Here is a 21,438-nt window from a genome sequence, read left to right on the forward strand (position 1 = left end):
AAAGAGACATGCTCCACCAGATTCATGACCTGCTGGCCCCGCTGCCGGGGACCGCTCGACAGATTCACAGCTTTCACTTCGGCCCCTCATCGGCCAAAGGCAAAATTTACATCCAGTCATCCCTGCATGCCGACGAAATGCCCGGCATGCTGGTGGCCTGGCACCTCAAGCAGCGTCTGGCGGAACTCGAAGCCGCCGGCCGCCTGCGCAGCGAAATCGTGCTGGTGCCGGTGGCCAACCCGGCCGGCCTCGAACAAGTGCTGATGGATGTACCACTCGGCCGCTACGACCTCGAAAGCGGGCAGAACTTCAACCGCTGGTTCGTCGATCTGAGCGAAGCCGTTGGCAACGAGATCGAAGGCCTGCTCGGCGACGATCCACAGCACAACCTCGAACTGATTCGCAGCAGCCTACGCAATGCCCTCGCTCAGCAGACGGCCAGCACACAACTGCAATCCCAGCGCCTCACCCTGCAACGGCTGGCCTGCGATGCGGACATGGTGCTGGACCTGCATTGCGATTTCGAAGCGGTCGCCCACCTTTACACCACGCCCGAGGCGTGGCCGCAGGTCGAGCCGCTGGCGCGGTACATCGGCGCCGAAGCCAGCCTGCTGGCTACCGACTCCGGCGGTCAGTCGTTCGATGAATGCTTCACCCTGCTCTGGTGGCAGTTGAAGGAACGCTTCGGCGAACACTTCGATATTCCGCTGGGCAGTTTTTCGGTCACCGTCGAATTGCGCGGTCAGGGTGACGTCAATCACCCATTGGCCAGCCTCGATTGCCAGGCGCTGATCAATTACCTGATTCACTTCGGCGCCATTGCCGGCGAACCCGCGTCGCTGCCCGAACTGCCCTACCCGGCCACGCCGCTGGCCGGTGTTGAACCGGTGGCAACACCGGTCGGCGGGCTGCTGGTGTTCACCGCGCTGCCAGGGGAATACCTCGAAGCCGGGCAATTGATTGCTGAAATCATCGACCCGATCCTTGACCGCGTCACCCCCGTTCATTGCACCGTCGCCGGGTTGATGTACGCCCGCTCACTACGGCGCATGGCCACTGCCGGTATGGTGATCGCCCACATTGCGGGCACCGAAGCCTATCGCAGCGGCTACCTACTTTCGCCTTGAGGATGCATGTCCTATGTACAAACTGACCATTGAAGGCCTGCATAAAAGCTATGGCGATCATGAAGTACTCAAAGGTGTTTCGCTCAAGGCCAACACCGGCGACGTCATCAGCCTGATAGGCGCCAGCGGCTCGGGCAAAAGTACCTTCCTGCGCTGCATCAACTTTCTCGAACAACCCAACGACGGCGCCATGAGCCTGGACGGCCAGAACATCCGCATGATCAAGGATCGCTACGGTATGCACGTGGCCGACGCCGATGAACTGCAAAAGATCCGCACGCGCCTGGCCATGGTGTTCCAGCACTTCAACCTGTGGAGCCACATGACGGTGCTGGAAAACATCACCATGGCCCCGCGCCGGGTATTGGGTTGCAGCAAAGAGGAAGCCGAAGACCGTGCGCGGCGTTATCTCGACAAGGTCGGGCTGGCGGCGCGGGTGGCGGATCAGTACCCGGCGTTTCTTTCCGGCGGTCAGCAGCAACGAGTCGCCATTGCTCGCGCGTTGGCCATGGAACCAGAAGTCATGCTGTTCGACGAACCGACCTCGGCACTCGACCCGGAGCTGGTCGGTGAAGTGCTCAGAGTGATCCAGGGCCTGGCCGAAGAAGGCCGGACCATGATCATGGTGACCCACGAAATGAGCTTCGCCCGCAAAGTATCGAGCCAGGTGTTGTTCCTGCATCAAGGACTGGTGGAGGAAGAAGGGGCGCCAGACGACGTGCTGGGCAATCCGAAGAGTGAGCGGTTGAAGCAGTTCCTGAGCGGCAACCTGAAATAGCCTCACTTCCCACCTCTACAACGAAATATGGCCAGTCAGCTGAAGTCTTTGAAGACATCAGCTGACTGGCCATTCGTTTTTCGAAGGCGGCGATCAAGCAACGGGCGCGGGAGGCGGCTCATCCGGCAGCGTAGGCTCACCGGGTTCGGTAGGTTGTTCGTTGGGGGTATCGGGATCAGGCTGACCGGGGATGCCCCCCGCCGTGCTGATAGGTGGATGTGCCAACAACGACCAGGCCAAAACGCCAACCTGATTGGGCTCAAGCCTTGCCAGCTCGGCACTTATTCGCGGATCGATCTTCATAGGGCACTCCTGAGCGATGGCCCCGTCCGCGTTGCGCGAACCGGGCAGTACACCCAATAGAGTGTCCACCCGCTCAAGAATTCCCACGACTTGCCAGACGAACGGATCAGGTGCGTGGCAGGGTAACGCCGCGCTGGCCCTGATACTTGCCGCCACGGTCCTTGTAGGACACTTCGCACTCTTCGTCGGATTCGAAGAACAGCATCTGAGCCACACCTTCGTTGGCGTAGATTTTTGCCGGCAGCGTGGTGGTGTTGGAGAACTCCAGGGTCACGTGGCCTTCCCACTCAGGCTCGAGCGGCGTCACGTTGACGATAATGCCGCAACGCGCGTAGGTGCTTTTACCCAGGCAGATCGTCAGCACATTGCGCGGAATCCGGAAGAATTCGACGGTGCGTGCCAAGGCAAAGGAGTTCGGCGGGATGATGCAGACATCGCTCTTGACGTCGACGAAGCTCTTCTCGTCGAAGTTCTTCGGATCAACGGTCGCCGAATTGATGTTGGTGAACACTTTGAATTCATCGGCGCAGCGTACGTCGTAGCCATAGCTCGACACGCCGTAGGAAATCACTCGGTCGGCGCCTTCACCGCGCATCTGGCGCTCTACGAAGGGCTCGATCATGCCGTGCTCTTGCGCCATGCGGCGAATCCACTTGTCCGATTTGATGCTCATGGCGGGTGTCCTGAATAGCGAGGTGGAAAAAATCTGTCCGGCATCTTACCGGGCGCGCGCTTCGGGTTCAAAGTCCGGGTCACAAATCTTGCCGATCCCCCGTAATTTCCGGCCCTTGCGGGTAAACCGGCGGACCGTCAGTCATGAAAACAGAGAAACCTTCGCAGTAAGCATTGGCACGTTCCGGAAAAAGGGTTAAGGTGGCGCCACTGTGCTGCTTGTGTCACTGAGAATCTCTACACGATATGTTGAATTTCGATCCAACCATCTACAAGAATTTTTCCTGCTCTTTGCACTCAGTCTCGGCCAGGGTTCTTCCTGAGTCGCAGTTATCTTTGTTCAAGGAGTTACACCATGTCTAATCGCCAAACTGGTACCGTTAAGTGGTTCAACGATGAAAAAGGCTTCGGCTTCATCACTCCACAATCCGGTGACGACCTGTTCGTTCACTTCAAAGCTATCCAATCCGACGGCTTCAAAAGCCTGAAAGAAGGCCAACAGGTTTCTTTCATCGCTACCCGCGGTCAGAAAGGCATGCAAGCTGAAGAAGTTCAAGTTATCTAACTTGTACTTGCTTTAGTAAAAAGCCCCGCCCTCAAAAGCGGGGCTTTTTTGTGTCTGTCTGTTTTGCAGGCAAAAAAAATCGCAGCCCATGGCTGCGATTTTTTGCGTCTTACCAGGCCACGCCAAACCCGGCGGTGTACCGGGTCTTATCCAAATCTGCATCGTCGGTGCCGCTAATGATGTCTCTCTCGGCCTTCAGATTAAGCGATGCCCATTCGGTCACCTTGTAGCGCAAGCCCATTTCGGCATCGAGCGCGTAATCCGCCACACCCGACAACGGCTTGCCCACTTCGCCATTGGTGAAGAATTCCACCTTCTTGCCAATCAGGTAGCGGTTGTAATCCCACTTCATCGCCAGGGAATAGAAGTTTTCCTTGCCGCCGTCAGCGAACTCATAGTCCGTGCGGTTGACCAGCGAGCCCAGCGAGAATGCGCCCAGCTCGTCGTCCCAGAATTGGTAACCGGGGCCGGTACCGACGGTGCGCTGACGAGAGAGCTCTTCGACCTTGTCACGCTTATAGACCGCGCGCCCTTCCCAGAACCATTTTTCGGTCAGGAAGCGGTCGAGCGAGTATTCGGCCTGCCAGTTGTCGGTAGTGATCACGTCATCCTGAAACTCGCGGTTGTACTCGCCTTCTGCGGTGTGTCGCCATCTGCCATGACGCGCAGTGGTCTTGAAGCCAATATCGTAATCGTCGGTGTCTTTCTCGGCCCGCTGATAATCCAGCGCTGCATCGACATTACCCTTCCACACCAAATCCTCGACGATAGGCTTGGGCTTGAGAATCTGCTGAATGCTCGCCAGCTCCACAGTCTTGGGCGCCTCGCCGTTAGCCAGGGTGACCTTGCCGTCGCCTGCCGCATGCAGCGCCTTGGCCTTTTCGCCGGTGTAGGCATCCTGCTTGACCAGCAATTCCTGATCGCTTTCCAGGGTTTTAACCTGCTTCCAGTCGATCGGGACGGCACCGGCGTACTCGGTCTGGATCAACAGCTTGCCGCCATCGAAAACGGTGATCTTGCCGCTCAGCTTGTCACCGTTCTTCAACCAGACGGTATCGGCTAGCAAGGGCGTAGAGGCGCTGACGACAGCGAGGCACAGCAAGGTTCTGGACAACATAAGCAAATACAGGCTCAAGTTTGCGAAAAAAGTCGGCATTATCCGTAGGAATAAGACCCTAGCAAGGACTGACCCGACTATTTCTATTGAGTTCATTTCTCAACGGGGGATCCAGGATTTACTCTACAGACGGTAAGGCGAACTTTTTTCAGGAACTGCCGACGTGACCGACTCCACCACCGAAACCGATAGTCCGGCGCAAATCCGACGCACGGCGCTATACCTGACACTGGCGCAAGTCCCGAAGGGCAAAGTCGTGAGTTACGGTCAGCTCGCCGAGTTGGCGGGACTGGGTCGCGCCGCCCGCTTCGTCGGACGGACACTGAGCCTGCTGCCGGGTGACAGCAAATTACCCTGGCACCGCGTGCTTGGCGCCGGCGGGCGTATCAGCCTGCCCGTGGGCAGCCCGTCGGGGGATGAACAACGCGCGCGTTTGCGCATGGAGGGCATCAGTATCCTGAACAATCGTGTTGATATTCAGCGCCATGGCTGGCGCCCGGTAGAGCACAGCGGTTAGAGTGCGCGCTTTGTTTCCGTATTTCTTGAGGCAGACTCCAGCCCATGCCCCGTAAAACCTGGCGCGCCGCGCTCGCCGCCTATGCCAGCCCCTCGACGCTTGTACTGTTGCTGCTTGGTTTCGCCGCCGGCCTGCCCTACATGCTGGTGTTTTCGACACTTTCGGTCTGGCTGCGCGAAGCCGGCGTAGCTCGCGAAACCATCGGCTATGCAAGCCTGATCGGCCTGGCCTACGCCTTTAAATGGGTCTGGTCACCGCTGCTCGACCAATGGCGCCTGCCATTTCTCGGCAAGCTCGGTCGACGACGTTCCTGGCTGGTGCTTTCCCAGGCACTGGTCATTCTCGGCCTGATCGGGATGGGTTTCTGCGACCCGCAAAAGCATTTGTCCTGGTTGATCGCTATTGCTGTGGTCGTTGCTTTCGCCTCGGCGACGCAAGACATCGCAGTCGACGCCTATCGCCTGGAAATCGCTGAAGACAGCCGTCAGGCCGCGCTCGCCGCCAGTTACATGTCGGGTTATCGGATCGCCGCGCTGCTGGCCACCGCCGGCGCCCTGTTCTTCGCTGAAGGCTTCGGCTCCACCGGTTTCAACTATAAGCATTCGGCATGGGCCGGCACCTACATCCTGTTCGGCGCCTTGATGGTTCCGGCGCTGCTGACCTCCTTTTTCATGCGTGAACCGCCGGTGCCGCTACGCACGCAGCTTCAGGCCGGGCGCTACAGCTTTGTGCATCAACTGGCATCGGTGTTTGTGCTGATCGTGCTGTTGGTTTCCGTGCCGGCCATGTTCACTCAGTTGTACAACACCGATTTTGCCAGCGTGCTGTTCGAAGGCGTGAGCGTGCTCAACCTGCTGCTCGAAGACCGCGCGCTCCTGCGGGCAATCCTCTACACCACGCTCACCGCCCTGTGCCTGTCAGCCATTGGCCGCCGTGGCCTGGCGCCGGTGCTGACGCCGATCAACGACTTCATTCTGCGCTACCGCTGGCAAGCGTTCCTGCTGCTTGGGCTGATCGCCACCTATCGGATGTCCGATACAGTCATGGGCGTGATGGCCAACGTGTTCTACATCGACCAGGGCTTCACCAAGGATCAGATTGCCAGCGTCAGCAAGATCTTTGGCCTGATCATGACCCTGGTCGGCGCCGGCATGGGCGGCCTGCTGATTGTGCGCTTCGGCATCTTGCCGATTCTGCTCATCGGCGGCATTGCATCAGCCGGCACCAACCTGCTGTTCCTGATGCTCGCCGACATGGGCGCCAACCTGAACATGCTGATCCTCACCATTTCCCTGGATAACTTCAGTTCGGGCCTGGCGACCTCGGCGTTTGTCGCCTACCTGTCGAGCCTGACCAACCTGAAGTTCTCCGCAACCCAGTACGCCCTGCTCAGCTCGATCATGCTCTTGCTGCCACGCCTGATCGGCGGCTATTCGGGGGTCATGGTGGAGAAATTCGGTTATCACAATTTCTTCCTGATCACCGCCCTGCTGGGCGTTCCGACGCTGCTGTTGATCGCGTTGCACTGGTTCCAGGAGAGCCGCCGCGAAGGCCCGACGCCAACGCCGGCACCAGAACCGGTTCCGACCCAGGTCGCGGAAGAATCGTAGGCTCTCAAGCAGTAAGCAGCGCAGAGGGCGCGGGGATTCCCGCCCTCCCGCTACACCCGCCGACCGCACACCTGTACGCCAGCAGATCTCGCCCGTACAATGCTCCGTCATTTCCCGTCATCAGCAACCGACAACGGCCAACCATGCGCACCAGTCAATTTTTGCTCGCCACACAGAAAGAAACGCCTTCCGACGCGGTCGTGATCAGCCATCAGCTGATGCTGCGCGCCGGCATGATCCGCAAACTCGCCTCGGGCCTGTACACCTGGCTGCCGATGGGCTTGCGAGTGATGCGCAAGGTCGAAGCCGTCGTTCGTGAAGAAATGAACGCCGCTGGCTCTCTCGAAGTGTTGATGCCGAGCACCCAACCGGCTGAGCTGTGGCAGGAATCCGGTCGCTGGGAAGAATACGGCCCTGAGTTGTTGCGCTTCAAGGATCGCCACGGTCGCGATTTCTGCGCCGGCCCGACTCACGAAGAAGTCATCACTGACCTGATGCGCAACGAGTTGAGCAGCTACAAACAGCTGCCGATCAACCTGTACCAGATCCAGACCAAATTCCGTGACGAAATCCGTCCACGCTTCGGTTTGATGCGCGGTCGCGAATTCATCATGAAGGACGCCTACTCCTTCCACGCTGACCAGCCATCGCTGCAGGTCACCTACGACCGCATGCACCAGGCGTATTGCAACGTGTTCACCCGTCTGGGCCTGAAATTCCGCCCGGTTGAAGCCGACAACGGCTCGATCGGTGGTGCCGGCTCCCACGAGTTCCACGTACTGGCCGAATCCGGCGAAGACGATATCGTCTTCAGTAACGGTTCCGACTACGCGGCGAACATCGAGAAAGCCGAAGCCGTGCCACGCGAGAGCTCCCGCGCCGCACCTGCCGAAGAGCTGCGTCTGGTCGACACGCCGAACGCCAAGACCATTGCGCAACTGGTCGAAGGCTTCAACCTGCCGATTGAAAAGACCATCAAGACCCTCGTGGTTCACGCTGAAGAGCAAGGCAAGCTGATTGCCCTGATCATCCGTGGCGACCACGAGCTGAACGAAATCAAGGCCGGCAACCAGCCTGGCGTTGCCAGCCCGCTGGTCATGGCTTCCGAAAGTGAACTACGCGACGCCATTGGCGCCGGCGCTGGCTCCCTGGGCCCGTTGAACCTGCCGCTGCCAATCATCATTGACCGTTCCGTCGAATTGATGAGCGACTTTGGCATCGGCGCCAACATCGACGACAAACACTACTTCGGCGTGAACTGGGAGCGTGATCTGCCGGTTCCGACCGTTGCCGACCTGCGCAACGTGGTCGCCGGCGACCCGAGCCCGGATGGCAAGGGCACTTTGGAAATCAAGCGCGGCATCGAAGTCGGGCACATCTTCCAGCTGGGCAACAAGTACAGCAAAGCGATGAAGTGCGAAGTGCTGGGCGAGAATGGCAAGCCAGTCACCCTGGAAATGGGTTGCTACGGTATCGGCGTTTCCCGCGTGGTGGCGGCGGCCATCGAGCAGAACAACGACGCCAACGGGATCATCTGGAGTGACACGCTGGCCCCGTTTCAGATCGCCCTGGTACCACTGCGCTACGAAACCGAACAGGTTCGCGAAGCCACCGACAAGCTGTACGCAGAACTGATTGCCGCCGGCTTCGAAGTACTGCTGGACGACCGCGACAAGAAAACCAGCCCGGGCATCAAGTTCGCGGACATGGAGCTGATTGGCATTCCTCACCGGATCGTGGTCAGTGACCGCGGCCTCGCCGAAGGCAATCTTGAATACAAGAGCCGCACCGAGCCCGAAGCGCAAGCGCTGCCGGTCGCAGACGTGTTGTCCTTCCTTCAGTCCCGTATCCGCCGCTGACACCAGATAGAGAAGTCATGTTCAAGCGAAACACCTTAGGCCTCGGTGGTGCCGCCCTGTGCGGCACCCTGCTGGTCAGCGGCTGTGCCAATCACATGTCACAACGCAGCGAGCACGAGGAACGTGTCGAGCGCAAATTGCTCGATCACAGCCTGCAGATTGATGTCGGCGAGCCCAAGGTGCTTGAGCTGCCGCAACGTCGGGTGAAGATCCACGAGCAGAAGACGTTCGAAGTCACCGAATTCGAAGTCACACGCCACTACGACCGCTACACGCCTTACCAACCCTGGCGGGAGGTTTACGAGATTCCGCTGGGCGCGGTGGCCGTAGTGGCCGGCGTCGGAGCGAACGTGGTCAACGTGTTCGCTCTCGGCAATCTGCCGGACAGCGTGACCAAGGATTGGTTGAGCTACGGTTTCGCCGGGCTCAACCCGTTCATGAACACGCAGTCTCATGGTCGTGCACAGCAGAATCTGGCGGGAATCGACGAGGTCCAGCTCGACAAGCGCACCGAGTACTCGAGCCTGCCATGGAGCGAGCGCCCGGTTGAGGTCAAGGCCGGCAAGGAAACGTTCGAGATGACCACCGACAAAAACGGTGTATTGCGCGTGAACCTGCTGGACAGCCCGTTTGCCGAACACGACATCAATCATTTGAGCCGGCTGCTGATCAGTGTCCAGAATGCTCAGGACGATGTGCACACCAATTCGTCCCTGGCGGTCAGTAGCTCCCTGCGCGGCAAGCTGCTCGAAGCTCATGGGCTGATTTACGACGACCTCGAAGACGACGAAGTGAGCCAGTGGGTACACCGGGTCAAACGTTTGTCGGAACTGGGGCTGGAAGAAGAAGCCACCGAACTGGAACAAAGCCTGATCGAACTGACGCGCAACGATCCTGAGTTGCAGAGCGAATTCCTCAAGTCGTTGACCAAGGATGGCGGGCGACTGGTCGCGGATCCGGGACCGAATTAAGCCCCCCTAAAAGATCGTCCGCATGGGCGATCTTTTGCTTTCAGGTCTCAACGCTCAAACAACTCCATCTGCTCAAACCCGCCCCGCAAATCCTCCAGTCGCACCCCAATCCCCAGCAACCGCACCGGTTTCCCGCCACGATTGAACGCCTGGGTCAGCAACAACTGGTAGCTCCCCAAATCCCGCCCTGCCCCGGCCTGCTCCAGAGTGGTCTGGGTGAAGTCATGGAATTTCACTTTGACGAACGGCTTGCCGGGTCGATAGCTGCTGTCGATTCGCGCCATGCGGCCGGCCAGGGTTTCCAGTAACTCGGGTAATTTATCGAGGCAGCTCACCAGATCCGGCAAGTCCACGTCGTAGGTATTTTCGACACTGATCGACTGTCGACGACTGTCGTTGTGCACCAACCGATCATCGACCCCACGGGCCAGGCTCCAGAGTCGCTCGCCGAAGCTGCCGAATTCGCGCACAAGCGCCAACTTGTCCCATTCGCGCAGATGCGAACAATCGACGATGCCGAGCCGACCTAATTTGTCTGCGGTCACTTTGCCAACGCCGTGCAACTTGCTCACTGGCAAACCACTGACAAAATCCTCGACCTGATCCGGCGTAATGACGAACAAGCCGTTAGGCTTCTTCCAGTCGCTGGCGATCTTGGCCAGAAACTTGTTCGGCGCAACGCCCGCCGAAACAGTGATGTGCAGCTGATTAGAGACGCGACGGCGAATGTCTTGGGCAATCCGCGTGGCGCTGCCACCGAAATGCGCACTGTCGGATACGTCGAGGTAGGCCTCATCCAGGGAAAGCGGCTCGATCAAGTCGGTGTAATCGCGAAAGATCGTTTGAATTTCCTTAGAGGCTTCTCTATAGGCCTCCATGCGTGGCTTGACGATGGTCAGGTCCGGACACAGCTTCAAGGCATGTCCGGAAGACATGGCCGAGCGCACCCCATAAGCCCGAGCCTCATAATTGCAGGTGGCGATCACTCCACGTCGATCCGCAGCACCGCCCACTGCCAGAGGCTTCCCGGCCAGGCGCGGGTCGTCACGCATCTCGATGGCGGCGTAGAAGCAGTCACAATCGACGTGGATGATTTTTCGCTGCGTCATATAAAAGCAGTGTTCATGGTGAAGAAATGGAGTACTGGCTTGTCAGATCGGCAGTATCTCACTGACACCTGTATATAGCACCAGTACTCTGAATGTTCTTTTCTACTTGTAGGAAAGTGCCGATGAATTTATTTTCTTAATCGAAAAGCTTCACCCGATAGAGCTGAAAGCCTTGCCACACCGACCTTACAGCCCATCACTCAGCCCTGTTTTCAAGCTAAGCGATTGAACGGGAAGAGGTTTTCTCTGGGTTGAAGGTTGACAGCCTGCCGATCCTCTGTAGAATGCCGACACACAGACGCGGGATGGAGCAGTCTGGTAGCTCGTCGGGCTCATAACCCGAAGGTCGTCGGTTCAAATCCGGCTCCCGCAACCAAACATCAAAAAAGGCTACTCGAAAGAGTGGCCTTTTTTGTGCGCGTCTCTTTTGTAAACACAGGATAGAAAAGAGCGGGTAACGGCTGACGGTGCAGGATTGAGAAATCGTTCTGATTCCGAGCCTTAAGTCTCCCCCACGGCCGTTCGCCGCTCATTTACGTTTATTTGACCCTATTCAGGATTAACGGTAGACACTCCGGCGTTCGCCTGTAGAATGCCGATACACAGACGCGGGATGGAGCAGTCTGGTAGCTCGTCGGGCTCATAACCCGAAGGTCGTCGGTTCAAATCCGGCTCCCGCAACCAAACATCAAAAAAGGCTACTCGAAAGAGTGGCCTTTTTTGTGCGCGTCTCTTTTGTAAATATGAGCCTATATACGAGAGGGCAACGACTGACGGCGCAGAAATGAGAAATCGTTCTGATTCCGAAACTTAAGTCTCCTCCACGACCGTTCGCCACTCATATACGCTTATTTGACCCTATTCAGGATTAACGGTTGACACTCCGGCGTTCGCCTGTAGAATGCCGCCACACAGACGCGGGATGGAGCAGTCTGGTAGCTCGTCGGGCTCATAACCCGAAGGTCGTCGGTTCAAATCCGGCTCCCGCAACCAAACATCAAAAAAGGCTACTCGAAAGAGTGGCCTTTTTTGTATCTGTTGAAAAAGTCCTTTCGCAACAATGATCTGCCACTGTGTAGCGAGCCGTTCGGGATCCCCAATGCTCTGAGCCCAGACTATGCTGAGCTACAGACAGAAGCCCCTACGACTAATGACGTACCATCGCCGACACCCGGTGAGAGACGTTAATATTTGTGATTATTTTTTTCTACAGGGATTGGTAACTTGGCTGGATACCCCCATCCTGTCGCGCACAATCCAAGAGGTGATTGATGCGCGCCAACTCGTCTGATCCACAAGACACCGTCACAGCGACACAACCGATCAAGGCCGAGCGTCTGCGCCTGCTTGATCGAATCAGCAAATACCGCCAACCCATTGGCCTGGCAGTCACTTTGCTGTTGTTCGCTATCGCGCTGATTGCCTGTCGCCACCTGCTGAGCGAACTCGATCTGTACGCTCTGCACGACTCGATTCTCGACGTTCCGAAACCGGCATTGTTGGGCGCGCTGGGCGCGACCGTAGTCGGCTTCATCATCCTGCTGGGCTACGAATGGTCAGCCAGCCGCTACGCGGGCGTGAACCTGGCGCCGCGAGTCCTGGCCCTGGGCGGGTTCACCGCATTCGCCATCGGCAATGCCATCGGCCTTTCGATGCTCTCGGGGGGCTCGGTTCGCTATCGTTTATATGCACGTCACGGTCTGGGCGCTTCTGAAGTCGCTCACATGACGCTATTCGCCAGCCTGTCGCTCGGCTGCGCCCTGCCCCCGCTGGCCGCCCTCGCCACCCTCAGCAACCTGCCTGGCGCTTCTGCCGCCCTGGGTCTGTCCGAGACGTTGCTGGGTGCCGTCGCCGCGGCCGTTTTGCTGCTCTTCAGCGTATTGGCCATCGGGATTTACCGTCGCCGCCTGCCAGAGCAACCTTACCCGGACAACCTGCTGGTCAAGGTCGGACGCCGCACCTTGCGCCTGCCGGGCCGTCGCCTGACGTTTCTGCAACTGATCATCACTGCGCTGGACGTCGCCGCCGCGGCTACCGTGCTCTATCTGTTGCTGCCGGAAGCACCGCCCTTCGGCGCGTTCCTACTGGTGTACCTGCTGGCCCTGGCCGCCGGTGTGCTCAGCCATGTTCCCGGCGGGGTCGGGGTGTTCGAAGCGATTCTGCTGGCTGCCTTCTCCGACACACTCGGCGCCGCGCCACTCGCTGCCGCCCTGCTGCTCTATCGCCTGATCTACGTGGTGCTGCCGTTGCTGGTGGCCTGCGTATTCCTGTTGATCAATGAAGGTCAGCGCCTGTTTCAATCGCGTCAGTCCTTAAGGGTGGCGTCCGGCCTGGCCGCACCGATTCTGGCGGTCCTGGTCTTTCTGTCCGGCGTGGTCCTGCTGTTCTCCGGTGCCACCCCAGAAATCGACACCCGCCTGGAACACATCGGCTTTCTCATCCCGCATCGACTGGTCGACGCCTCGCACTTCGGGGCCAGCCTGATCGGTGTGCTTTGCTTGCTGCTGGCCCAAGGGCTGCGCCGCCGACTGTCGGCTGCCTGGATGCTGACCACCATCTTGTTGCTGGTCGCTGCCCTGCTCTCTCTGCTCAAGGGCTTCGACTGGGAAGAAGCCTGCTTGCTGACGCTGACTGCGAGCTTGCTGGGGGTTTTCCGCAGCTCGTTCTATCGCCCCAGCCGTCTGACTGAGGTGCCGTTCTCGCCGCTGTATCTGGTGGCCAGCCTGTGTGTACTCGGTGCGTCGATCTGGCTGCTGCTGTTCGCCTATCAGGACGTCCCGTACAGCCATCAGCTGTGGTGGCAGTTCACCCTCGACGCCGATGCCCCGCGTGGCTTGCGCTCGCTGCTCGGCGCCGCAGTATTGCTGGTGGTGGTGTCCCTGACCTGGCTGCTGCGCACGGCACGCCCGGTGATCCATCTGCCGACGGCCGATGAGCTCAACCGCGCGGTAAAGATCCTCATGGCCTCCGCACAACCGGATGGTGGCCTCGCCCTGACCGGTGACAAGGCGCTGCTGTTTCACCCCAACGACCAAGCGTTCCTGATGTACGCACGCCGTGGTCGCAGCCTGGTGGCCTTGTATGACCCAATCGGCCCGACCCAGCAACGGGCCGAAATGATCTGGCAGTTCCGCGACCTTTGCGACATCCACCACGCCCGTCCTGTGTTCTACCAAGTGCGCGCCGAGAACCTGCCGTACTACATGGACATTGGCCTGACCGCGATCAAACTCGGCGAAGAAGCCCGGATCGATCTGCTTCGCTTTGATCTCGAGGCCAAAGGCAAAGAGATGAAAGACCTGCGCTACACCTGGAACCGCGGCACTCGCGATGGCCTGTCGCTGGAGATATTTGATCCAGGACAAGCACCGATGGAAGAACTCAAGGTAATTTCCGATGCTTGGCTGACCGGCAAGAACGTGCGCGAGAAAGGCTTCTCGCTCGGCCGTTTCAGCGATGATTACCTCAAACATTTCCGCGTCGCGGTGATTCGTTTCGAAGGGCGCCCGGTGGCGTTCGCCAACCTGCTCGAGACTTACGGCCATGAACTGGCCAGCCTCGACCTGATGCGCGCGCACCCGGATGCCCCCAAGCTGACCATGGAATTCATGATGGTCGGCCTGATTCAACATTATAAAAATCATGGATACGCGCGCTTCAGCCTGGGCATGGTGCCGTTGTCGGGGTTGCAACCCCGTCGTGGTGCACCACTGACCCAGCGTCTGGGCTCGATGGTTTTCCGCCGTGGTGAGCAGCTCTACAACTTTCAAGGCTTGCGCCGTTTCAAAGACAAATTCCAGCCTGACTGGGAACCCCGTTATATGGCCGTGCCCGCCGGACTCGATCCGCTGGTTGCCTTGGCCGACACTGCTGCCCTGATTGCGGGCGGCTTGACTGGATTGGTGAAACGCTGATGATTCAACGCTCATTGCGGTACGTACTGGCCACACTGGTAGTGCTGGCCCTGATTCTCGGTGGCGGTTACTGGTACCTGAAACGCCCGGCACCCGAACCGACCCTCGAACAGCTGACGCCGGCCGATGGCGCCGCGATGACCCGCGTCATCCCCGGCAACACGCCACGCGCGCAGGTGCTGGTGGCGGTAAATGAAGAGCAGAAGCTCAGCAACAAACAGTTGATGACCCTGAGCCGCACCGGCTCGGCGCAGATTGTCCAGGTGATCCTGCCCAAAGACTGCCTGCTGCAAAGTCGCGCCTTGCAATCAGCCCTGAGAGAACTCAAAGGCCCGGCAACCCTGGTCAGCGGCATCGGCCCTGGCGCCGTGCTGGCGTGGCGCTGGTTGTCCGAGCAAAAGAGCGACATCGCCCAGGCTGTCTCGGTGGACCTGGCCCTGGAAAAACCCGGCTGCACTCACCTGCTGCCGAAAAGTGCCGCCCACGGTCACTGGCTGGTGGCGTGGAACGACAACCCGGATGACACCAGCGCCGGCTTCGTGCGCGACCAACCCAACGCCGAAACCAGCATCAGCGACTACGACATCAACCTGCCGCAAGTGCTGAACAACGAACTGCGCAAGATCCTCGTTGGCGGCGATAAAGCCGCTGGCGGCCTGCAGATCCCGGTAGTCGAAGTGCCCGCCGGCCAAGCCAAGGACACCGTGACCCTGTTCCTGTCCGGTGACGGCGGCTGGCGCGACCTGGACCGCGACGTAGCGGGCGAGATGGCCAAGATCGGCTACCCGGTGGTCGGCATTGACACCCTGCGCTACTACTGGCAACACAAGAGCCCCGAGCAAAGCGCCCTGGACCTCGCCGAGCTGATGCAGCACTACCGGCAGAAATGGGGCACCAAACGCTTCATCCTGACCGGTTACTCGTTCGGCGCCGACGTCCTGCCGGCGATCTACAACCGCCTGGAGCCATCGGAGCAGCAACGGGTCGATGCGATCATCCTGCTGGCCTTCGCCCGCACCGGCAGCTTCGAGATCGAAGTCGAAGGCTGGCTCGGCAACGCCGGCAAAGAAGCCGCCACCGGCCCGGAAATGGCCAAGCTGCCGCCGGAGAAAGTGGTGTGCATCTACGGTGAAGAAGAAGTCGACGAGAGCGGCTGTACCGACAAGACCGCGGTGGGCGAGGCGATGAAATTGCCGGGCGGCCACCACTTTGACGAGAACTACCCGAAACTGGCGCAGCGGTTGGTGGATGTGATCGAGAAGCGTCAAGCGAAGGAGACGGCGGCTCCAGAGTGATTTGAGTCCCGCTGAAAAAAAGCCCTCGTTACCTTACGGTAGCGGGGGCTTTTTGATGGTGCTTACATCTCTACCTGCGTCCCCAGTTCAATCACCCGGTTCAGCGGCAGATTGAAGAAGCGCAAATTGCCGTTGGCGTTCTGCAACATGAAGGCGAACAGCCCCTCACGCCAGCGGGCCATGCCTTCGAGTTTGGAAGCGATGACCGTCTCGCGGCTGAGGAAGTAGGTGGTGCGCATCGGACTGAAGTCCAGGTCATCGAGATGACACAGCTTCAGCGCTTGCGGCACGTCCGGTTCGTCGACGAAGCCGAAGTGCAGGATCACCCGGAAGAAACCTTCGCCGTAGGCATCCACCTCGAAACGCCGTGATGCCGGTACCCGCGGGATGTCTTCGTACACCACCGTCAGCAGCACCACTTGCTCGTGCAGCACCTGGTTATGCAGCAGATTGTGCAACAGCGCATGGGGCACGGCATCCGGGCGAGCGGTCAGGAACACGGCAGTGCCCTGAACGCGATGCGGCGGTTGCACGGCGATGCTGCTGATGAATATCGGCAGCGGCAATCCACCTTCGTCGAGTCGATCGACCAGCAGTTGCTTGCCGCGTTTCCAGGTGGTCATCAGCACAAACAGCACGATACCGGCGATCACCGGGAACGCCCCGCCCTGAATGATTTTCGGCACGTTGGCAGCGAAGTACAGACCGTCCACCAACAGGAAACCAACCAACAGCGGAACCGCGAGGACCGGAGGCCATTTCCACAGCAGCAATATCACCGCCGACACCAGAATGGTGGTCATCAGCATCGTGCCGGTCACTGCAACACCGTAGGCCGAAGCCAGGGCGCCGGAGGATTCGAAACCCAGCACCAACAGGATGACGCCAACCATCAGCGCCCAGTTCACCGCGCCAATGTAGATCTGGCCTTGTTCGGCGCTGGAGGTGTGCCGAATGTGCATGCGTGGAATATAGCCGAGCTGGATCGCCTGACGGGTCAGGGAGAACGCACCGGAAATCACCGCCTGGGAGGCAATCACCGTGGCCATGGTCGACAAGCCTACCAATGGAATCAGCGCCCAGCTCGGTGCCAACAAGTAGAACGGGTTGCGCGCGGCTTCCGGGTCACCGAGCAGCAGCGCCCCTTGGCCGAAGTAATTCAGCACCAGCGCCGGCAGCACCAGAATGAACCACGCACGAGCAATCGGCTTGCGACCGAAGTGGCCCATGTCGGCATACAGCGCTTCGGCACCGGTCAGCGCCAGCACCACCGCACCGAGGATCGTCACGCCCATGCCCGGGTGGGCCATGAAAAAGCGCACGCCCCATACCGGGTTCATCGCTTGCAACACTTCCGGGTGTTGCAAGATGCCGTAGACACCCAGGGCGCCCAGCACCAAAAACCAGGTGACCATGATCGGCCCGAACAGAATGCCGATCCGCGCGGTACCGTGACTCTGGATCAGGAACAGCGCCACCAGCACAACCAACGACAGCGGCACTACCCAATGGTCGATGCCATCGAAAGCCAGCCCCAGGCCTTCAATCGCTGAAAGGACGGAAATCGCAGGTGTAATCATGCTGTCGCCGTAGAACAGCGCCGCGCCGATAAGCCCGCACACCACCAGAAATCCACGCAGTTTCGGATGCCCCGCCGCCGCCCGCCGGGCCAGCGCGGTCAAGGCCATGATCCCGCCTTCGCCCTGGTTGTCGGCACGCAGTACGAACATCATGTACTTGATCGACACAACCCAGATCAGAGACCAGAAGATCAGCGCCAGAATCCCCAGCACCCCGTCATGATTGACGGGCACGCCATAGCCACCGGAAAACACTTCTTTGAGGGTGTACAGCGGGCTTGTGCCGATATCGCCATAAACCACCCCAACTGCCGCGACCAGCATGCCGATCGGTTTTGTCGCCGAATGCTGCCCGCCCGCCGCCTGACTACTTGCCTGCCCCATCCAAAACTCCTACTACTCAGACCCGGACTTCTTATAAGAAGCACTATGCTTTGCCGTGCAGCATGCCCTGTTTTACTTCACGTTACAGACGTTTCGTTGACTGTAAAAAATCGGTAAAGCGTAACGGCGCGAAGCATAGCGCAGCACTCGTCGTATTTCCCTCCATAAAGCTGGTCAAGTGCGCCTCTCATCGCTAGAATTGCGCACTTTTTGACCAGAGGCGCAACATAGCGCCCGTCTGTCGCCTTGCCGTCTTCGGCTGGAGGCGTCCCAAATACCGAGGTTAGACATGTCCACCACTCCTGCGCCGGCCAATCCAAAGGTTGGCTTTGTATCTCTGGGCTGCCCAAAAGCACTGGTCGACTCCGAGCGCATCCTTACCCAACTGCGTATGGAAGGCTATGACGTTGTGTCCACTTATCAGGACGCTGACGTCGTGGTGGTCAACACCTGCGGCTTCATCGACTCGGCCAAGGCCGAATCCCTGGAAGTGATCGGCGAAGCCATCAAGGAAAACGGCAAGGTCATCGTGACCGGCTGCATGGGCGTCGAAGAAGGCAACATTCGCAAGGTGCACCCAAGCGTGCTGGCCGTGACCGGTCCGCAGCAATACGAGCAAGTGGTCAACGCCGTGCACGACGCCGTGCCGCCGCGTCAGGATCACAACCCGCTGATCGACCTGGTGCCGCCGCAAGGCATCAAGCTGACCCCGCGCCACTACGCCTACCTGAAGATTTCCGAAGGCTGCAACCACAGCTGCAGCTTCTGCATCATCCCGTCGATGCGCGGCAAGTTGGTCAGCCGCCCGGTCGGTGATGTATTGGACGAGGCTCAGCGCCTGGTCAAAGCCGGCGTCAAAGAGCTGTTGGTGATTTCGCAAGACACCAGCGCCTACGGCGTCGATGTGAAATACCGCACCGGTTTCTGGAACGGCGCGCCGGTGAAAACCCGCATGACCGAACTCTGTGAAGCCCTGAGCACCCTCGGCGTCTGGGTTCGTCTGCACTATGTTTACCCGTACCCGCACGTTGACGAGCTGATCCCGCTGATGGCCGCCGGGAAAATCCTGCCGTACCTGGACATCCCGTTCCAGCACGCCAGCCCGAAAGTCCTGAAAGCCATGAAACGCCCGGCCTTCGAAGACAAGACCCTGGCCCGCATCAAGAACTGGCGCGAGATCTGCCCGGACCTGATCATCCGCTCGACCTTCATCGTCGGTTTCCCTGGCGAAACCGAAGAAGACTTCCAGTACCTGCTGAACTGGCTGACCGAAGCCCAATTGGACCGCGTCGGCTGCTTCCAGTACTCGCCAGTCGAAGGCGCACCGGCCAACCTGCTGGACGCGGCCATCGTGCCGGACGACGTCAAGCAAGACCGCTGGGATCGCTTCATGGCGCACCAGCAAGCCATCAGCTCGGCTCGTCTGCAAATGCGCGTCGGCCGTGAAATCGAAGTATTGGTCGATGAAGTCGACGAGCAAGGCGCGGTTGGCCGCTGCTTCTTCGATGCCCCGGAAATCGACGGCAACGTATTCATCGACAACGGCAGCAACCTCAAGCCAGGCGATAAAGTCTGGTGCAAAGTGACCGACGCCGACGAATACGACCTGTGGGCTGAACAGATCTAAACGCAAAAAATACGAAAAGCCCCGCTCTCTTGACAAGATGCGGGGCTTTTTTACGTCTATCGTTTTGTGAGGAACGGATTCTCGACATTCACAGGAAAAGGGGCAGCCGGCCATGCGCCAACATTCGGTCATCCACACGCCGAAACAGAGCGACTACGAAGAACTGACTCAGGTCTGGGAAGACTCGGTGCGCGCCACCCATGACTTTCTGCCGGACAGCTACATCGAACTGTTGAAGAACCTGGTGCTGACGCGCTACCTCGATGCGGTGATGCTGATCTGCACCAAAGACCCGCGCCAGCGCATCACCGGGTTCGCCGGCGTCGCGGCGGGCAAGATCGAAATGCTCTTCATCGACCCGGCTCACCGGGGTCAAGGCCTGGGCAAGCAGTTGCTGCGCTATGCCATGGAGCACCTGAATGCCGATGAACTGGACGTCAACGAGCAGAACCCGCAGGCGCTGGGGTTCTACTTCAAGCAGGGCTTTGAGGTGATCGGCCGCTCGGAAGTCGACGGCATGGGCCAGCCCTATCCGCTGTTGCACATGCGCATGAAACAACCGAATCAGCGCGCTCAACGCGGCTAAAAGCTTTACGGCGCAAATGGACCCGCGATTAACCGGCGCCAGGCAGGTACAATGCCCACCCCTTTTTTGTTACGGCCCTGTCATGACTGACCCGATTCGTCTCTCCAAACGCCTCATCGAACTCGTCGGCTGTTCCCGTCGGGAGGCTGAGCTGTTCATCGAGGGCGGCTGGGTCACCGTGGACGGTGAAGTCATCGACGAGCCGCAGTTCAAGGTCGACACGCAAAAAGTCGAGCTTGATCCAGAAGCCAAGGCCACTGCGCCGGAACCGGTGACCATCCTGCTGAACGTGCCCGTGGGCATGGATGCGGAAACGGCCATGGCAACGATCAGCGCCGAGACCTTGAGCGAAGAACACCGCTTCAGCAAACGTCCGCTCAAGGGCCACTTCCTGCGCCTGACCGCCAGCACCGACTTGCAGGCCAACGCCAGCGGTCTTCTGGTGTTCACCCAGGACTGGAAGATCCTGCGCAAACTCACTGCCGACTCCGCCAAGATCGAGCAAGAGTATGTGGTCGAAGTTGAAGGCGACATGGTGGCTCACGGCCTCAACCGCCTGAACCACGGCCTGACCTACAAGGGCAAGGAACTGCCGCCGGTCAAAGCCAGCTGGCAGAACGAAAACCGCCTGCGTTTTGCGATGAAGAACCCACAACCGGGCGTCATCGCCCTGTTCTGCCAGGCCGTAGGCCTGAAGGTCGTCGCTATCCGCCGCATCCGCATTGGCGGCGTGTCCATCGGCAAAGTGCCGCTGGGCCAATGGCGCTACCTGTCCGGCAAAGAGAAGTTCTAAGACTTTTCACGCCGCCACACATTTTGGCGCCGCTGTTTATGCGGCGCCCACTGCTGAATATCAGGATTGCACACCATGATTCATAACGACGTACTGCGCAGCGTGCGCTACATGCTCGACATCAGCGACAAGAAAGTCATCGAGATCATCAAGCTCGGCGGCATGAACGTGACCCTGGAAGACCTGGTGACGTACCTCGACAAGAAAGAGGAAGACGAGGAAGGCTTCGTACGCTGCCCGGATGAAGTCATGGCGCATTTCCTCGACGGCCTGGTGACCTTCAAGCGCGGCAAGGACGAAAGCCGTCCGCCACAGCCGATCGAAGTGCCGGTGACCAACAACATCATCCTGAAGAAACTGCGCGTGGCCTTCGAACTGAAAGAAGACGACATGCACGCCATCCTCAAGGCCTCCGAGTTCCCGGTGTCCAAGCCTGAGCTGAGCGCGCTGTTCCGCAAGTTCGGCCACACCAACTACCGCCCATGCGGCGACCAGTTGCTGCGCAACTTCCTCAAGGGCCTGACCCTGCGCGTTCGCCCGCAGTAAGTGCCCGCCGGCCTTGAGCTGCAAACTTGCAGCGCAAGGCCAGGCTGTATAGACCCTCATTCCTCGCAAAAATAGTGGCTCCGTT

At 59.2% G+C, this 21,438-nt stretch carries 18 protein-coding genes and 3 tRNA genes; 16 read left to right on the forward strand and 5 right to left on the reverse strand.

The window, feature by feature from the left end; all coding sequences use genetic code 11:
* The first annotated feature begins 8 nt into the window (after nt 1-8).
* Both MO767_RS20750 and MO767_RS20755 read left to right on the forward strand, forming a co-directional pair.
* On the forward strand, nt 9-1,127 hold the full coding sequence (locus tag MO767_RS20750) for a succinylglutamate desuccinylase/aspartoacylase family protein (RefSeq protein ID WP_282482031.1): 1,119 nt from the start codon (nt 9-11) through the stop codon (nt 1,125-1,127).
* Between the two features lie 13 nt (nt 1,128-1,140).
* On the forward strand, nt 1,141-1,905 hold the full coding sequence (locus MO767_RS20755; protein ID WP_282482032.1) for an ATP-binding cassette domain-containing protein: 765 nt from the start codon (nt 1,141-1,143) through the stop codon (nt 1,903-1,905).
* Between the two features lie 93 nt (nt 1,906-1,998).
* Here the strand turns inward: MO767_RS20755 and MO767_RS20760 are convergent, their stop codons facing one another.
* Nucleotides 1,999-2,208 carry a hypothetical protein gene (locus MO767_RS20760; protein WP_282482033.1) on the reverse strand — a complete coding sequence of 70 codons (210 nt, stop codon included), beginning with the start codon at nt 2,206-2,208 and terminating at the stop codon, nt 1,999-2,001.
* Nucleotides 2,209-2,314: 106 nt separating this feature from the next.
* A complete protein-coding gene (dcd, locus tag MO767_RS20765) occupies nt 2,315-2,881 on the reverse strand; it encodes a dCTP deaminase (RefSeq protein WP_074874089.1) in 567 nt (188 codons plus the stop codon).
* A gap of 354 nt (nt 2,882-3,235) precedes the next feature.
* Between dcd and MO767_RS20770 the strand changes: the two genes are divergently transcribed.
* Entirely contained in the window at nt 3,236-3,445 is a 210-nt protein-coding gene (locus MO767_RS20770; RefSeq protein WP_002554837.1) for a cold-shock protein, read from the forward strand.
* A 109-nt stretch (nt 3,446-3,554) separates the two neighbouring features.
* On the opposite strand, the gene MO767_RS20775 is transcribed toward MO767_RS20770, so the two are convergent.
* Complete coding sequence (locus MO767_RS20775; protein ID WP_282482034.1) at nt 3,555-4,562, reverse strand: DUF481 domain-containing protein; 1,008 nt, start codon at nt 4,560-4,562, stop codon at nt 3,555-3,557.
* Nucleotides 4,563-4,725: 163 nt separating this feature from the next.
* Between MO767_RS20775 and MO767_RS20780 the strand changes: the two genes are divergently transcribed.
* The 4 genes from MO767_RS20780 to MO767_RS20795 all read left to right on the forward strand — a co-directional run bounded on the left by MO767_RS20780 (nt 4,726) and on the right by MO767_RS20795 (nt 9,519).
* Nucleotides 4,726-5,079: an MGMT family protein gene (locus MO767_RS20780; protein WP_282482035.1), complete on the forward strand. Its 354-nt coding sequence runs from the start codon at nt 4,726-4,728 to the stop codon at nt 5,077-5,079.
* A 44-nt stretch (nt 5,080-5,123) separates the two neighbouring features.
* The gene (locus MO767_RS20785; RefSeq protein ID WP_282482036.1) at nt 5,124-6,689 is read left to right on the forward strand and encodes an AmpG family muropeptide MFS transporter; all 1,566 of its coding nucleotides are present in this window, start codon (nt 5,124-5,126) and stop codon (nt 6,687-6,689) included.
* A gap of 143 nt (nt 6,690-6,832) precedes the next feature.
* The gene (locus MO767_RS20790; RefSeq protein WP_282482037.1) at nt 6,833-8,548 is read left to right on the forward strand and encodes a proline--tRNA ligase; all 1,716 of its coding nucleotides are present in this window, start codon (nt 6,833-6,835) and stop codon (nt 8,546-8,548) included.
* A 17-nt stretch (nt 8,549-8,565) separates the two neighbouring features.
* Complete coding sequence (locus MO767_RS20795) at nt 8,566-9,519, forward strand: hypothetical protein (protein WP_282482038.1); 954 nt, start codon at nt 8,566-8,568, stop codon at nt 9,517-9,519.
* Between the two features lie 47 nt (nt 9,520-9,566).
* Here MO767_RS20795 and dinB read toward each other — a convergent pair whose 3' ends face one another.
* The gene (gene dinB, locus MO767_RS20800) at nt 9,567-10,628 is read right to left on the reverse strand and encodes a DNA polymerase IV (RefSeq protein ID WP_282482039.1); all 1,062 of its coding nucleotides are present in this window, start codon (nt 10,626-10,628) and stop codon (nt 9,567-9,569) included.
* 299 nt (nt 10,629-10,927) lie between these two features.
* Between dinB and MO767_RS20805 the strand changes: the two genes are divergently transcribed.
* The 5 genes from MO767_RS20805 (at nt 10,928) to MO767_RS20825 (ending at nt 15,837) form a co-directional block, all read left to right on the forward strand.
* Nucleotides 10,928-11,004: transfer RNA gene (locus tag MO767_RS20805), tRNA-Met, on the forward strand.
* 231 nt (nt 11,005-11,235) lie between these two features.
* Nucleotides 11,236-11,312: transfer RNA gene (locus tag MO767_RS20810), tRNA-Met, on the forward strand.
* A gap of 232 nt (nt 11,313-11,544) precedes the next feature.
* Nucleotides 11,545-11,621 (forward strand) — tRNA-Met (locus MO767_RS20815).
* Between the two features lie 278 nt (nt 11,622-11,899).
* Nucleotides 11,900-14,542 carry a bifunctional lysylphosphatidylglycerol flippase/synthetase MprF gene (gene mprF, locus MO767_RS20820; RefSeq protein ID WP_282482040.1) on the forward strand — a complete coding sequence of 881 codons (2,643 nt, stop codon included), beginning with the start codon at nt 11,900-11,902 and terminating at the stop codon, nt 14,540-14,542.
* Nucleotides 14,542-15,837 (forward strand): AcvB/VirJ family lysyl-phosphatidylglycerol hydrolase, encoded by a 1,296-nt coding sequence (locus MO767_RS20825; RefSeq protein WP_282482041.1) that lies wholly within the window; start codon nt 14,542-14,544, stop codon nt 15,835-15,837. The genes mprF and MO767_RS20825 overlap by 1 nt, the downstream gene beginning before the upstream one ends.
* Before the next feature lie 62 nt (nt 15,838-15,899).
* Here MO767_RS20825 and MO767_RS20830 read toward each other — a convergent pair whose 3' ends face one another.
* Complete coding sequence (locus MO767_RS20830; protein ID WP_282482042.1) at nt 15,900-17,801, reverse strand: potassium transporter Kup; 1,902 nt, start codon at nt 17,799-17,801, stop codon at nt 15,900-15,902.
* Nucleotides 17,802-18,090: 289 nt separating this feature from the next.
* Here MO767_RS20830 and rimO point away from each other — a divergent pair, with 289 nt between their 5' ends.
* The 4 genes from rimO (at nt 18,091) to MO767_RS20850 (ending at nt 21,353) form a co-directional block, all read left to right on the forward strand.
* Nucleotides 18,091-19,428, forward strand: coding sequence for a 30S ribosomal protein S12 methylthiotransferase RimO (rimO, locus tag MO767_RS20835; protein WP_064676142.1), 1,338 nt, complete (start codon nt 18,091-18,093; stop codon nt 19,426-19,428).
* Between the two features lie 112 nt (nt 19,429-19,540).
* Nucleotides 19,541-20,014: a GNAT family N-acetyltransferase gene (locus tag MO767_RS20840; protein WP_282482043.1), complete on the forward strand. Its 474-nt coding sequence runs from the start codon at nt 19,541-19,543 to the stop codon at nt 20,012-20,014.
* Between the two features lie 82 nt (nt 20,015-20,096).
* Nucleotides 20,097-20,807 (forward strand): rRNA pseudouridine synthase, encoded by a 711-nt coding sequence (locus tag MO767_RS20845; RefSeq protein WP_010462687.1) that lies wholly within the window; start codon nt 20,097-20,099, stop codon nt 20,805-20,807.
* 75 nt (nt 20,808-20,882) lie between these two features.
* Nucleotides 20,883-21,353, forward strand: coding sequence for a DUF1456 family protein (locus MO767_RS20850; RefSeq protein WP_282482044.1), 471 nt, complete (start codon nt 20,883-20,885; stop codon nt 21,351-21,353).
* Nucleotides 21,354-21,438: the final 85 nt, after the last annotated feature.

Source organism: Pseudomonas sp. UYIF39 (assembly GCF_029963765.1).
Taxonomy (GTDB): domain Bacteria; phylum Pseudomonadota; class Gammaproteobacteria; order Pseudomonadales; family Pseudomonadaceae; genus Aquipseudomonas.